This window comes from Microbacterium murale, from assembly GCF_014635185.1.
In the GTDB taxonomy this organism is placed as follows: Bacteria; Actinomycetota; Actinomycetes; order Actinomycetales; family Microbacteriaceae; genus Microbacterium; species Microbacterium murale.
Map to the genome: position 1 here is coordinate 96,987 of NZ_BMCM01000008.1, position 15,110 is coordinate 112,096.

Sequence of the window (15,110 nt, forward strand, 5' to 3'; positions counted from 1 at the left end):
AGAAGGACCAATGAGAACCGCACGTATCGGCATCCTCGCCGCCGGCATCGGAGCCACCATGATGTTGGCCGGATGCGCGTCGGATCAGGCGTCCGAAGACGCTGATGCCGCAGCATCCGAACCTGTCGTGTTGAAGATCGCGGCCGTGACGGCGCCCATGACGGATGTCGTCGAGGCCGCCGGCGAGGCGATCGAGGACGGCTACGAGATCGAGCTCGTCGAGGTCTCTGACTACATCACGGCCAACACGATCGTGAACGACGGCGATGCCTACGGCAACTTCTCGCAGCACGAGCCGTACATGCAGGAGTTCAACGCGGCGAACGACGCCTCCCTCGTGGCCGTGCAGCCGGTTTACAACTTCGTGATCGCCTTCTACTCGAAGACGCTCGACGACATCGCCGACCTGCCAGACGGCGCCACCATCGCCGTGCCGAATGACGCGTCGAACCTCGGCCGCGCCCTCAAGCTGCTCGACGCCGAGGGGGTCATCACTCTCGCCGCAGACGTGGATCCGTACTCCGCCACCGTCGAAGACATCGCCGAGAACCCGAAGAACGTCGAGTTCCTCGAGGTGCCGATCGCATCGCTGAACTCCGCGTACGAGGAGGCCGACCTGGTGTTCCAGTGGCCATCGCACATCGCGGCTCTCGGACTCAATCCCGAAGACGACGGTCTCATCACGGAACTCGACGATCGGTTCGCGCTGCACCTCGCGGTCCGTGAAGAGGATGCCGACAGCGAGGCGACCGAGGCGCTGAAGGCCGCATTCTCCAGCGACGAGGTGCGCGATGTCATCGAGTCCAACGGCACGATCGACGTCGCGTTCTGAGCCGAGCTCTGGCGGACCGGCTGTGGCCTCGCGACAACTCGACCTGACCGCGTGACGCGAGCGCGTTGGAGGTTGCGCACACATCACTTGGTAGCCCGTTGGAGGACTCCTACGGTTGAAGCATCCTTACTTCTCTCTGAGAGGAACTCTCATGGTCGACGCCGCCGTCCGCACCGCAACGACACACCGAGACGACGATGCGCCCCGCATCGATGTCGACCGGGTCAACGACCTTCTGCTCGGAACCTGGGCCGACACGCGCCGCACCGCGCGCGAGATGATCAAGGACCCGGCCTTCTGGCGGATGGATGAGCTCGGCAAGGACGAGCACCGCGAACGCGTGCTCAGCCAGCTGCACCTCCTGGTCGAGAACAAGGCCGTGCACCGCGCGTTCCCCAAGGAGTTCGGCGGCGAAGCGAACAACGGCGCCAACATCTCCGGCTTCGAGGAGCTCGTCGCGGCCGACCCGAGCCTGCAGATCAAGGCCGGCGTGCAGTGGGGCCTGTTCGGATCCGCCGTGCTCCAGCTCGGCACCGAAGAGCACCACAGGAAGTGGCTCCCCGGAATCATGGACCTCACGATCCCCGGCGCGTTCGCGATGACCGAGATCGGACACGGCTCCGACGTGGCAGCCGCGGGCACGACCGCGACATACGATCCCGAGACCGAGGAGTTCGTGATCGACACGCCGTTCCGCGCGGCCACGAAGGAGTTCCTCGGCAACGCCGCACTGCACGGCGTCGCGGCAACGGTGTTCGCACAGCTCATCACGAACGGCGTCAGCCACGGCGTGCACTGCTTCTACGTGCCGCTTCGCGGCGAGGACGGCAACGACCTGCCTGGCATCGGCCGCGAGGACGACGGCCTCAAGGGCGGCCTCAACGGCATCGACAACGGCCGCCTCTCCTTCGACCACGTGCGCATCCCCCGCACCAACCTGCTGAACAAGTACGGCGATGTCGCCGCGGACGGCACCTACACGAGCCCGATCGACAGCCCCGGTCGCCGCTTCTTCACGATGCTCGGCACCCTGGTGCAGGGTCGTGTGTCACTTGACGGCGCAGCATCCTGGGGCTCCGCCCTCGGCCTCTACATCGCGATCACCTACGCCACCCAGCGCCGCCAGTTCGACGGAGCGGACGGGCAGGAGGTCGTGCTGCTCGACTACGGCAAGCACCAGCGCCGCCTGCTGCCGCGCCTGGCCACCACCTACGCGCAGATCTTCGCGCACGACGAGTTCCTGCAGAAGTTCGACGGCGTGTTCTCGGGCCGCACCGACACCCCGGACGACCGCGAAGACCTCGAGACCCTCGCCGCAGCGCTCAAGCCGCTGTCGACCTGGCACGCACTCGACACGCTGCAGGAGGCCCGTGAGGCCTGCGGCGGCGCCGGCTACATGTTCGAGAACCGTCTGGTCGGTCTGCGAGCCGACCTCGACATCTACGTCACCTTCGAGGGCGACAACAACATCCTGCTGCAGTTGGTGGGCAAGCGACTGCTGACGGATTTCGCGAAGCAGTTCAAGGACAAGGATGCCGCGGCGCTCGCCAAATACGCCGTCGGTCAGACCGCGGGCAAGGTGTTCCACGGCGCTGGACTGCGCCGCTTCGGTCAGAACATCGCCGACTTCGGCTCGACCGCGCGCTCGGTCGAGAACGGTCTTCGTGCCGAGCAGCAGCACGAGCTGCTGGCCGACCGCGTGCAGCAGATGATCGCCGACATCGCCGGTCGCCTGCGTCCAGCGGGTAAGGACAAGGTGCTCGGCGAGAAGCTCTTCAACGAGAACCAGGCGGATCTGATCGAGGCCGCTCGTGCGCACGGCGAGCTGCTGCAGTGGGAGGCGTTCACGGATGCTGTCAACAGCATGCCCGACGACGGCACACGGCACGTGCTCACCTGGCTGCGCGACCTCTTCGGACTGCAGCTCATCGAGAAGCACCTCGCCTGGCACATCATCAACGGACGCCTGTCGACGCAGCGCGCTGCGGCGGTCTCGAGCTACATCGACCGCCTCTGCCTGCGACTGCGTCCGCACGCGCTCGACCTGGTGAACGCCTTCGGCTACGAGCCCGAGCACGTGCGCGCGCCCATCGCCAGTGGTGTGGAGCTGGAGCGTCAGAACGAGGCGCGGGCGTACTACGCAGAGCTCGCGGCATCCGGCCAGGCGCCGATCTCGGAGAAGGCCCTCAAGAAGCAGAAGAAGGCCTGACGCCCCGTCGGGTGGTGTCCGACCCGCCGGATAGCGTTGTGTCATGACCTCCCTCCTCACCGGTGCCGACGGACGCGCGCGTTGCGCGTGGATCGGAGCAGATGCCGAATACGCCAGGTACCACGACGAGGAGTGGGGCGTGCCGCTGCACGGCGGCCGCGCGCTCTTCGAGAAGATGGCGCTCGAGGGGTTCCAGGCCGGGCTCAGCTGGATCACGATCCTGCGCAAGCGTCCGCGTTTCCGTGAGGTGTTCGCGGGGTTCGACCCCGAGGCGGTCGCCGCGTTCGATGAGGACGACGTCGAGACCCTGATGGCGGATGCCGGGATCATCCGCAACCGCGCGAAGATCCTCGCCACGATCGGCAACGCGCGCCTCGTGACGGAGATGGTGGAGGGTGATCTCGACGAGCTGATGTGGTCGTTCGCCCCGGCCCCCGGCGCCCGTCCTCGTTCCTTCGACGACGTGCCTGCGGTGACCGCCGAGTCGACCGCGATGAGCAAGGCGCTGCGCGCCCGCGGGTTCCGATTCGTCGGAGCGACCACCATGTACGCGCTGATGCAGTCGACGGGCATGGTCGATGACCACGTGGAGGGATGCTGGCGGGCTGCCTGATCAGATGGGCATTTCTGCCCGTGGGGCGCTTCGCCTGCGGCAGTTAGTATGTACCGGTGCCTCCTGCCGCGAGTGGCTGTGAACGGCGCCGACGACGAAGCAGATGTTAATCGGGGGATGACTGACGATGAAGGCGCTGTCATGGTTGCGCGCGAAGCCGAAGACAGCCGCATCGGTTGCGGGTGTCACAGCGGCGGTCGTCGCGATCGGCACGCTCGCCTTCGCGTATGAAGGCAATCCGACCACGAAGGTCGATCTGAACGACGGCGGCGTCTGGATCACGAAGTCATCGTCGCTGATGGTCGGCCACTTCAACAACGAGTCCACCCTCCTCGACGGCGGATTGCGCACGACGGGCGAGGGCTTCGACATCCTCCAGGACGAGTCGACCGTGCTCGTGACGGACCGCACCGACGCGACGCTCACGGCCGTCGACTCCGCGCGCGTCTCGCTGGGCGACAGCACCACCATCCCCGGGTCGGCGAAGGTGGCGCTCGGTGCGCAGACCGCGGCGATCCTCGACACCGAGTCGGGCGACCTCTGGGTCGTGCCGGTCAAGGGCATATCCGGCTTCGAGCTGCAGGGGACGGATCCGCTCGTCGAACTGGGCAAGAACTCCGACGTGACCGTCGGTCAGGACGGCGCGGTGTATGCCGTCTCCGGCGAGAGCGCCGAAGTTGTCACCATCCCGGTCGACAACGAGGGCGAAGCACTCGACCCGCAGTCCGCCTCTCTCGGAGAGATCGACACGTCGATCGCTCCCACCATCACGGTGGTCGGTGAGACGCCCGTCGTGCTGTCGCCGGCCGACAGCGCCGTGATGACTCCCGGCGGATTCCGCACCGAGATCCCCGAGGCCGACTCTGCCGTGCTCCAGTACGCGTCGGCGGCGACGGATGCCGTGACCGTGGCGACAGCATCTCAACTGATCGACGTTCCGCTCGACGGGGCCGAGCCGGTCGTGACCAAGGCCGGCGGTGACGGGACCCCTGCGGCGCCCGTGTCGTTGCTCGGCTGCACGTACGGCGCCTGGTCCGGCACCGGCGCGTTCGTCCGCGACTGTCCAGGCGGCGATGACGACGTCAACGAAGAAGTCCCGGGCGTCGAGTCTTCGGCGACGCTGAAGTTCCGCGTGAACCGCGACGTCATCATCCTCAACGACACGGTCGGCGGCGCGGCGTGGCTCGCCGACGAGAGCCTTCAGCAGGTCGACAACTGGGACGACCTGACCCCGCCCGAGGGCGAGACCGAGGACGAGGAGGACACCACGCAGGAGACCGTGGAGACCACCCTCCCGGTGCGCACGGACGTGAACACGCCGCCCGTCGCAGAAGACGACGAATTCGGCGTGCGTCCTGGTCAGACCACGGCACTGCCCGTGCTCGACAACGACAACGACCCCGACGGCGACGTGCTGGTCGCGGCGATCGCGGAGCAGCAGCCCTCGATCGGAACCGTGCAGCCCATCTACGACGGCGGCTCGCTGCAGATCGCCGTGGGAGAGGATGCCTCTGGCTCGGCATCCTTCGCGTACGAGGTGGATGACGGCCGCGGCGGCACGGACACGGCGAACGTGAACCTCTCGGTCAAGGACTGGGACACCAACACCGCCCCGAAGCCGAAGCGCACGACGGCGCTGGCGATCGAGACCGGCGGCACGATCTCGTACAACATCCTGCCGGACTGGATCGACCCGGAGGGCGACGACATCTACCTGCGTGAGGTCATCGCGGCCCCGGGCGACGAGGTCGAGTTCACCACCGACGGGCAGATCACGTACCGCGCCACGGCGAGCCTGCAGGGCCGCAAGGAAGTGGAGATCTCGGTCGCCGATGCTCTCGGCGAGATCGCGACGGGCACCCTCGTGCTCGACGTGCGCCCTGCAGGATCGACGCTGCCGAAGACGAATGCCGATCACGTGATGACCCGTGTCGGCGAGCAGGTGACGGTGTCGCCGCTCGCGAACGACTCCAGTTCCGGTCAGGAGCAGCTTCGCCTCACCAGGGTCAACGGCGATGAGACGCCGGGCGCGACGGTCGAGCCCGACTATCCGAACAAGACCTTCACCTTCAGCGCTCCCGCACCCGGTGTGTACTACGTGCTGTACGAGGTCGCTGCGGGACCGAACGGTGTGCCGGGCATCGTCCGCATCGACGTCGCCGACGCGAGCGAGCAGGACCTGCCTCCGGTCGCGGTGCGCGATGTCGCACTGCTACCGACCGGCGGCGAGGTGCTGCTGGGCGTGCTGAACAACGACACGGATCCCTCCGGCGGCATCCTGGTGATCCAGTCGGTGAGCGTGGAACCCGGCAGCGGCATCTCTGTCTCGGTGCTGAACCACGAGTCGCTGCGCATCGGTGACCAGGGTGCTCTCGACGAGCAGGTGCGCATCAGCTACCGCATCTCGAACGGGTCCAAGACCGCCGAGGGCGAGGTGGTCGTCATCCCGATCCCCGCGCCGGAGAAGATCCTTCCTCCCGTCACCACCCCGGATCAGGCCGTGGTGCGCGTCGGCGACGTCGTGACAATTCCGGTGCTCGACAACGACACGAGCCCGGTCGGCGACGCGCTGACTCTCGAGCCCGAACTGGTCGAGCCCTTCGTCGAACCGGAGGACGGCGAGATCTTCGTCTCGCAGGATGCCGTGCGCTTCAAGGCGGGCGACGAACCCAAGACCGTCTACGCCACTTACGAGGTGTCCGACACGCGTGGGAACAAGGTCGGCGGGTACATCACGATCCAGATCGTGCCTGTTCAGGATGACAATGCTGCACCTCGTCCGCAGGACATCACCACACGTGTGCTCAGCGGCAACGTCGCGAACATCGCGGTGCCGCTGGACGGCATCGACGCCGACGGCGACTCCGTCGAGTTGATCGGTCTCGCCTCGAACCCGAAGAAGGGGCGGATCACCGAGGTCGCGCAGAACTACTTCGTCTACGAGGCGTACGCCGATTCTGCGGGCGTCGACACTTTCTCGTATCGGGTGCGCGACCGTCTCGGCAAGGAGGGCACGGCGACGATCCGCGTCGGCGTCGCCCCGGCCGAAGAGATGAACCAGGCGCCGTACGCGGTCAAGGATGCTGTCGTCGTGCGTCCAGGGCGCGAGATCGCCGTGCCGGTGATGCTGAACGACTCCGACCCCGAGGGCGACACCTTGTCGCTCGTGAAGGACGGACTCGTCCTGCCGGAGGACTCAGAACTCGAGGCCCGCGTCTCGGGGGACCGGGTGCTCGTACAGGCGCCGGATCGTGCGGTCGAGACCTCGCTGCAGTACACAGTCAGCGACTCCCGCGGTGCGCCCGCGCAGGCCGTGCTGCAGATCACAGTGGACGAGGACGTGCCGCTGCTGGCACCGATCGCGCGTGATGATCGCGTGCTGCCCACCGACCTCACCGACGGCGGGCTCACCAGCGATGTGGACATCCTCGCCAATGACGAGGATCCGGACGGCACGACCGAAGCGCTTGAGGTCGAGGTCGGTGCAGGCGGCACCCTGCTCGATGACGGCAAGGTGCGCGTCACCGTCGGCGATGAGATGCAGCTGATCCGCTACACGCTCACCGACCGCGATGAGCTGTCGACGTCGGCGTTCATCTTCGTTCCGGCCGTGAAGGACCTGAGGCCCTCGCTCACCTCGACCAAGCCCGTCGAGGTCATCAGCGGAGAGACCAAAGAACTGCCCCTGGACGAGTACGTGACGGTCGCCGGCGGTGGATCCGTCGTGATCACTGAGCACGCGAAGGTGAGCGCATCGAACGCAGATGGCGCCGACCTGGTCAAGGACGCCAGCACGCTCGTCTACACCTCGAAGCCCGGCTTCTACGGCGAAGACGGCATCTCGTTCGAGGTCACGGACGGCACCGGGCCCGATGATCCGGACGGTCGAAAGGCCACTCTGACGATCCCGGTCACCGTGCTGCCGCCAGACAACCAGCCGCCCACGTTCACGCGCGCCGAGATCAACGTCGCACCCGGCGAGGCTGCAACGACGCTCGATCTCGAGGCGCTGACCACGGATCCAGATCCGGAGGATGCCGGTAAGCACGAGTTCTCGCTCGAGGGCGACCCCGGAAACGGTCTGACTGCGCGCACCGACGGAGCGTCTCTGAGCGTCGAGGCGGCGTCGAACGCGAAGAAGGGCACGAGCCAGACGCTCACCGTCAAGGTCACAGACGGCGAGACCGAGGCGGTCGAGGGCACCGTGATCGTGAACGTCACGGCATCGACGCGTGCGATGGCGACGGCGAACACCGACACGATCGACGAGGCGGATCAGGGCGAGACCATCTCGGTGCCCGTGCTCGCGAATGACTTCAACCCGTTCCCCGAGACCCCGCTGAAGCTCGTGTCGGCCGCACCGGAATCCGGCAGCGGCAGCGCCACGGTCGAGGGCAATGAGGTCCGGGTGACCCCGGACAAGGAGTTCGTCGGCACGCTCGTCGTCAGGTACACGATCGAGGATGCCACCGAGGATACCGATCGACACGTCGACGGCCGCATTGTGCTGACGGTCCAGGGCGTACCGGAGGCGCCGGGCCGACCGCAGGTGACGAGTGTGCAGGACCGAACCGTCGTGGTGTCATTCTCGGCACCGTCAAACAACGGTGCCGAGATCTCCAAATACACCGTCTCGAGCACCTCGGGAAGCGCGTACAGCAAGGAGTGCGCGTCGACGACGTGCACGCTGGACGGTCTGACGAACAACGTCGAGTACACCTTCCAGGTCATCGCGACCAACCGTGTCGGGGACTCAGAGCCGTCGGGGGCATCTGCGGTCGCACGCCCCGATGCGCGTCCCGACACCCCGGTCGCGCCGACGCTCGTCTTCGGCGACAAGTCGCTGGCGGTGGCCTGGACCACGCCGACCACCCCGGGTTCTCCAGTCGAGTCGTACAATCTTCAGATCTCGCCGGCGCCGCCATCCGGCATCACCGAGAAGACCGGTGTGTCAGGCAACTCGCTGACCTGGGAGGGACTGGAGAACGGCACCTCGTACCAGGTCAGGGTGCAGGCCGTGAACAGGGCTCCTGAGCCGTCGACGTACAGCGGATGGTCCCTCGCGGAGATTCCCGCCGGTCCGCCGGTGCAGCCGGCAGCGCCGACCACGTCGGAGCTCGCTGCGGTCGGCGACCAGGCGCAGATGAACGTGGTCTGGGCGGCACCGAACAACAACGGCGATTCGATCGACAGCTATCAGGTGCAGGTGCTCGAGGGCGGCTCGACGGTGCGGACGATCAACGTCCCCGCAGGACAGACCAGCCAGGCCGTCACCGTGCCCACATCGGAGCGGGGCTACACCTACATCGTCCGCGCTGAGAACAAGGCGGGGTGGGGAGCGTGGAGCCCGCCCTCGGCTGAGCGCCGCGGTGCGATCCGTCCGGACGCTCCGAACACCCCGTCGATCTCTGCAGACGACCGATCCATCACGATCGCCGACAACTACACCCTGACGGCGGAGCAGCGAAACGGTGCAAAGGCGTCCGAGATCAGCTACCAGTACCGGCTGAACGGCGGCGGATGGCAGGCCCTGACCAACAACACGATCGGCGGGCTCAGCAACGGCACGCAGTATCGGGTCGAGATCCGCGCGCTGTCCAATACCGGCACGGGCAGCTACACGGGTGTCGGGTCGGCCGCCTCCAACGCGGCGACGCCGTTCGGCATCCCGCCGCAGCCGAACGCGAGTGCGAGGAACAATGGCTCGAACATCACGCTCAGCTGGAGTAACAATGGCAACAACGGCGCTGCACTCACCGACACACAGATCCGTATCCGTAACCAGAACGGTAACTGGAGCGGCTGGGAAAGCGTGGGCAACAGCGGTACCCGGAACGTCGGCAGCCCGTACTCGCAGAACTTTGCGATCGATGTGAGGGTGCAGAACAAGGCAGGCTGGTCGTCCGTGGCATCGGCGTCCGCGACTACGGACAAGAAGCCAGATCCGACGGCCAACACGGTCAAGGGAAAGTCCGGTTACTGGCCGCCTGGATGGGGCGGGAGCGGGTCCTGCACTACGCCCACGTGTGCATACATGGCCGTCCAGGTGAAGGACTTTCCGGCCGGAAACTACAGGCTCTATTGTGACGTCCCAGGCGACAGGCACGGGGGACAAACAAAATATGTCCCTGCCAACGGCAAGGTGGAGCTCGAGTGCTTCTACGGGATGCCCAATACGACCGTGAGCGTGTACATCGAGGGCTGGGGCTCCGCGCAGCCGATGACCTGGTACTAGTAAGAGAAAAGAGAATCGCGAATGACCATGACCCCCGAACAGGCTGCCTGGTTCCAGGGCACCTTCACCCGCCTGGTCGACAACATCGACAAGGCCGTGCAGGGTAAGCGCGAGGTCGTCAGCCTGGTGCTGGCGGCCATGCTGGCCGAGGGCCACGTGCTCCTCGAGGATGCTCCTGGCACGGGGAAGACGAGTCTCGCGAAGGCGCTGGCCGCGACGGTGCAGGGCACGAGCTCTCGCATCCAGTTCACGCCCGACCTGCTCCCGTCCGACGTCACGGGTGTCACGATCTACGACCAGCAGGCGCACAAGTTCGAGTTCCACAAGGGTCCGATCTTCTCGTCGATCGTGCTCGCGGACGAGATCAACCGCGCCTCCCCGAAGACGCAGTCCGCCCTTCTCGAGGTCATGGAGGAGTCGAAGGTCACGGTCGACGGCGTCACCCACGAAGCCGGCCGTCCGTTCCTCGTCATCGCCACCCAGAACCCGGTCGAGCAGGCCGGCACGTACAAGCTGCCTGAGGCGCAGCTCGACCGCTTCCTCATCAAGACGTCGATCGGCTACCCCGACCTCGCGGTCACAGAGCTGATCCTCGCCGGAGCATCCGATCGCAATCCGTCGTCGAGCCTCTCCGCAATGATCACCACCGGTGCCGTCGCCGACATGGCCGACCTCGCCGCCAGTGCTCATGTCGAGCCAGCTGTGCTGCGCTACGTCGCCGAACTCGCAGAGGCGACTCGCAATGACAGCGGCGTGCGGCTCGGAGTGTCGGTGCGCGGGGCGATCGCCATGATCCGGCTCGCCAAGGTGTGGGCGGCCGCACACGGCCGCCACTACGTGCTGCCGGACGACATCAAGACGCTCATCGCGCCGTCGTGGCAGCACCGTCTGATGCTCGACGCCGAGGCCGAGTTCGCCGGCACCACCGCGGATGTGGTGATCAACCGCGTGCTCGAGACGATCGCGGCTCCCCAGGCGCGAACGGCGGCTTGATGACCGCAGAGACGCTGCCCGCATCGCCCGAGATCGCCCGTGACGCCGGATGGCGCGACATCGCGGCGGTCATCGGCGCGCGCGTCGGCGCCCGTCTGCAGAAGATCGCGAGTGTCATCCGGCCGCTCGCGTGGGTGCTCATGGCCCTCGCGCTCGTGTTCTGGATCGTCGGTGTCAGCCTGGGCTGGAGCGAGCTGACCCTCGCCGCCGTCATCGTGGCGCTCACGCTGATCCTGTGCGCACTGTTCCTCATCGGACGCACCGAGTACGACGTCACCCTCGACCTCGCCCGCACGCGGGTCGTCGTCGGCGAACGCGCAGTCGGCGCACTCACGCTGTCGAACCCCGGCAGTCGAGCCATCCTGCCCTCCCGCGTCGTGCTGCCCGTCGGAGGGGGACGCGGTGAGTTCGGCATCCAGCGACTCTCGCCGGGGGAGAAGGCCGAAGAGCTGTTCGCGATCCCCACCCAGCATCGCGGCGTGGTCAAGGTCGGCCCGGTCAGTGTCGTCCGCGGCGATCCGTTCGGCCTGTTCGAGCGCGCACATCGCCGTGACGACCCCGTCGACCTCTTCGTCCACCCGCAGACGGTGCTGTTCGACGGCCAGTCGCTCGGGTTCCTCCGCGACCTCGAGGGTCTTCCCGCCGCAGACCTCTCGCGCGACGACGTCTCATTCCACGCGCTCAACGAGTATCAGCCCGGCGACGACCTGCGCCATGTGCACTGGCGATCGACCGCTCGCACCGGCGTGATGATGGTGCGCCAGTACGAGGAGACCCGGCGCTCGCACTTCGTGATCGGACTCTCCCGCTCGAGCGGCGACTACGCGACCTCCCAGGACTTCGAACTCGGCATCTCGGTCGCGGGCTCCGTCGGTCTGCGTGCCATCCGCGACTCCCAGCGCGTCGACGTGCGCGTGCAGGGGCGCGAGCTGCGCGCCGGCACCGGCAAGCAGTTCCTCGACTCGCTCGCCGCCGTCGAACCCAGCAAGCCCCGTGAAGGCGGGCTCTCCGATCTCAGCGGAGTGATCGCCGCTACCGCGCCGCTTGCGAGCGTCGTCGTGCTGGTGTGCGGCACCAAAGTGTCCAATGAAGACCTGCGCCTCGCCTGCGCCCGGCTCCCGTACGGTGCCAGAGTGATCGTCGTCGTCGCCGACACCACCGTCGATATGCCCGCACTCCGCCAGATCGGCGAGGCCGCCGTCGTGAGCGTCGGTGCACTGCAGCAGATACCCCTCGCTCTTCAGAAGGTCCTCGCATGAGCGCCACCACGGCACAGGTGCACACGAGTGCGCCCGTGATCCCCGTGCGCCGCTGGATCCTCGACATCGTGGCTGTCCTGGTGCTGCTCGGCGTCTCGATCGCGGGCTTCTGGCCGAGCTTCGCTGGGGGGAGCTACCTCGGCGCGGCCATCGGTGGCACGTTCCTCGGCATCGCGATCGCCGCAGTCGCGGCATGGCGGCGATGGGGCATCCTCATCATTGCCGGGCTCACCGTGCTGACCTACTTCGTCTTCGGTGGCGCGTTCGCCTTGCCCCACACGGCGATCATCGGCGTCATCCCGTCCCTCGACACGCTGCGACAGCTCGCCGTCGGGGTCGTCACGTCATGGAAGCAGTTGCTGACGACGGTGGCGCCGGTCTCCGGCGCCGACGGGCATTTCATCGTGCCGTTCCTGCTCATGCTGGTCATCGCGGTGGTCACGGCATCCCTCGCCCTGCGTCTCGCGCAGCCCGCCTGGGCGCTGATCCCCGCAGGGATTCTGCTCGCGGTCGTCATCGCCCTCGGTACGCCGCAACCGGCCGTGCCGGTCATCCAGGGCACCATCTTCGCGCTCGCCAGCATCACCTGGTTGGCGATGCGCCAGATATGGTCACCGCAGAACGCCGCGGTGTCGGTCGGCGAGGTCGATCCGGCTCGCGCGAACCAGATGCGGATGCGGCGACTGCTCTCGGGCGCCGTGGTGCTCGTCGTCGCAGCCGGGGTCGGGGTGGCGACCAGCGCGTTCACCGCACCCGCAGAGGTGCGTCACGTGCTGCGCGACACGATCATCCCGCCGTTCAACGTGCACGACTATCCCAGTGCCCTCCAGTCCTTCCGTGGTCACGTGCGCGACGATGCCGACAGCACGCTGTTCACCGTGCGCGGACTGCCGGAGGGCGCGCGCGTCCGACTCGCGGCCATGGACGAGTTCGACGGCCAGGTCATCAACGTCGTCGACGGCGGCCCCGGCTCATCCAGTGCGTTCACGCCCATCCGCTCGAACATGTCGCCCGACGCCGAGGGCGTACCCGTGACGCTGCAGTTCGACATCGACGGATACTCCGACGTGTGGGTTCCGCAGGCAGGATTCGTCTCGGAGTTCCGCTTCTCCGGCGACGACGGCGACGCACTGCGTCGCGGCACCTACTACAGCGCCGGCTCGGCCACCGCCGTGGCCACGCCAGGGCTCAGCAAGGGCGACAGTTACACCGTCGAGACGACGCTGCCCGCCGACTACAGCGACGAGCAGCTCGCCGAAGCGGAGTTCGGCGCCGTGCGGCTGCCGAAGAACGAGAACGTGCCGGAGGAGTTCACCTCCCTCGCCGGCGAGATCGTGTCGGATGCCGAGACCCCTGTCGAGCAGGTGCAGGCCCTGGAGACGTTCCTGTCCGAAGACGGCTTCTTCAGCCACGGTCTCGAGGGCGAGGTCATCTCACGCTCCGGCCACACCTCCGAACGCGTCTCCACCCTCATCGGCGGCGATCAGATGATCGGCGACGACGAGCAGTACGCCGTCACGATGGCGCTGCTCGCCGGCGAGGTCGGCATCCCCGCGCGCGTCGTGATGGGCTTCTACCCGGATGAGGAGCAGGCCGGGGCCGCAACATTCACGGCGACCGGCGACAACATCCACGCCTGGGTCGAGGTCAACTTCGACGGCTTCGGCTGGGTTCCGTTCGACCCGACGCCCCCGGAGGACCAGGTCCCGAACGATCAGAACACCAAGCCGCGCGCCGACCCCAAGCCGCAGGTGCTGCAGCCGCCACCCCCGCCGCAGGAGCCGGTCGACCTTCCCCCGACGCTGCCGGATGACCGCGAGTCCGAGGACGAATCGCTCAACATCGGCGGCATCATCCTCGCGATCCTCGCCATTGGAGGAATTTCGCTCGGCATCATCGCGCTGCTGGCCTCACCGTTCATCATCATCGGCGCGTGGAAGGCCTCGAGGCGCCGGTCGCGGCGGACAGCGGAGCGGACGGCGGATCGCATCGCGGGCGGATGGGACGAGCTCACCGACCGTGCCGTCGACTACGGCGCACCGCTCGCACCGGGGGCGACCCGTGGTGAAGAGGCGGTGCTGGTCGCCGAATCTCTGACCGTGCCGACCGTGACCACGCTCGCGCACCGTGCGGATGCCGAGGTCTTCGGGCCGAGCGATCCGAGCCCCGCCGACGTCGACGCCTTCTGGCAGCAGGTCGACGAGATCGTCGCAGGGCTCGGCAGCGAAGCAGGGTTCTGGAAGCGCACGAAGGCGCGGCTGAGCCTGCGCTCTCTGCTGGTCGGCTCCGCCATGTCGAACGGCTTCCAGGGGCTCAAGACCGCGGCAGCCGCGCGCGTTCGCCGAGAACCTGGCACCATCAAGAACAGCACTTCCGAAGCACCCGAGAGTGAGACCCCATGACACAACTGGCGTTCGGCACCATCGCCCCGACGTCGCGGCGTGCCGTGGCATACATCATCGACGCCGCGATCGCGGCGGGGATCGGTATCGTCCTCGGCGTCGTGCTCATCATCTTCGCGACGCTCGCCGGACCCGATGGGATGCTGGGGGTGCTCGCCATCGGCGCGCCGGTGGTGTGGCTGCTCCTGGTCGGCTGGTTCGTGTTCTACACCTTCATGCAGGCCACGGGCGGCTCCATCGGCATGCGCACGCAGGGACTGCGCCTGGTCAAGGAGACCGATGGCACCCCGCTCGGGTTCGGACGCGCACTGCTGCGCAACGTCATCTTCGGGCTCGCAGCATCCATCGTCGTCGGTTACTTCACTCCGCTGTTCGACGGGTCGGGGCGTTTCCAGGGCTGGCACGACAAGGTCGCACGCGCGCTGATGATGGATGCGCGCGCCGGTGCCGCATCGGTCGCCGCGCCCCACACTCAGGCCATGAGCGTGCCGCCGCGGCCGGTGGCGCCCGACGCGGTGCCGCCGCTGCCGGGCCGCGCCGGTTCAGCACCGAACTTCTCGTTCCCCG

The 15,110-nt window shown here is 67.3% G+C and carries 8 protein-coding genes; all 8 read left to right on the top strand.

Annotation, left to right across the window (positions count from 1 at the left end; genetic code table 11):
• The first annotated feature begins 10 nt into the window (after nt 1–10).
• The gene (locus tag IEV67_RS18470) at nt 11–832 is read left to right on the top strand and encodes a MetQ/NlpA family ABC transporter substrate-binding protein (RefSeq protein WP_229703359.1); all 822 of its coding nucleotides are present in this window, start codon (nt 11–13) and stop codon (nt 830–832) included.
• A gap of 151 nt (nt 833–983) precedes the next feature.
• Nucleotides 984–3,041: an acyl-CoA dehydrogenase family protein gene (locus IEV67_RS18475; protein ID WP_188438189.1), complete on the top strand. Its 2,058-nt coding sequence runs from the start codon at nt 984–986 to the stop codon at nt 3,039–3,041.
• A gap of 43 nt (nt 3,042–3,084) precedes the next feature.
• Nucleotides 3,085–3,654, top strand: coding sequence for a DNA-3-methyladenine glycosylase I (locus IEV67_RS18480; protein ID WP_188438190.1), 570 nt, complete (start codon nt 3,085–3,087; stop codon nt 3,652–3,654).
• Nucleotides 3,655–3,781: 127 nt separating this feature from the next.
• The gene (locus IEV67_RS18485) at nt 3,782–9,889 is read left to right on the top strand and encodes an Ig-like domain-containing protein (RefSeq protein WP_188438191.1); all 6,108 of its coding nucleotides are present in this window, start codon (nt 3,782–3,784) and stop codon (nt 9,887–9,889) included.
• A gap of 21 nt (nt 9,890–9,910) precedes the next feature.
• Entirely contained in the window at nt 9,911–10,882 is a 972-nt protein-coding gene (locus IEV67_RS18490) for an AAA family ATPase (protein ID WP_188438192.1), read from the top strand.
• On the top strand, nt 10,882–12,141 hold the full coding sequence (locus tag IEV67_RS18495; RefSeq protein ID WP_188438193.1) for a DUF58 domain-containing protein: 1,260 nt from the start codon (nt 10,882–10,884) through the stop codon (nt 12,139–12,141). The genes IEV67_RS18490 and IEV67_RS18495 overlap by 1 nt, the downstream gene beginning before the upstream one ends.
• On the top strand, nt 12,138–14,543 hold the full coding sequence (locus tag IEV67_RS18500; protein ID WP_188438194.1) for a transglutaminase domain-containing protein: 2,406 nt from the start codon (nt 12,138–12,140) through the stop codon (nt 14,541–14,543). Before IEV67_RS18495 ends, IEV67_RS18500 begins: the two co-directional genes overlap by 4 nt.
• Nucleotides 14,540–15,110 (top strand): RDD family protein (locus IEV67_RS18505; RefSeq protein ID WP_188438195.1); only part of this gene is annotated, 571 nt, incomplete at its 3' end. The genes IEV67_RS18500 and IEV67_RS18505, both read left to right, overlap by 4 nt.

Coding starts and splice junctions, on each gene's coding strand:
- IEV67_RS18470 (WP_229703359.1), top strand. CDS start 11: ATGAGAACCGCACGTATCGGCATCCTCGCCGCCGGCATCGGAGCCACC.
- IEV67_RS18475 (WP_188438189.1), top strand. CDS start 984: ATGGTCGACGCCGCCGTCCGCACCGCAACGACACACCGAGACGACGAT.
- IEV67_RS18480 (WP_188438190.1), top strand. CDS start 3,085: ATGACCTCCCTCCTCACCGGTGCCGACGGACGCGCGCGTTGCGCGTGG.
- IEV67_RS18485 (WP_188438191.1), top strand. CDS start 3,782: ATGAAGGCGCTGTCATGGTTGCGCGCGAAGCCGAAGACAGCCGCATCG.
- IEV67_RS18490 (WP_188438192.1), top strand. CDS start 9,911: ATGACCATGACCCCCGAACAGGCTGCCTGGTTCCAGGGCACCTTCACC.
- IEV67_RS18495 (WP_188438193.1), top strand. CDS start 10,882: ATGACCGCAGAGACGCTGCCCGCATCGCCCGAGATCGCCCGTGACGCC.
- IEV67_RS18500 (WP_188438194.1), top strand. CDS start 12,138: ATGAGCGCCACCACGGCACAGGTGCACACGAGTGCGCCCGTGATCCCC.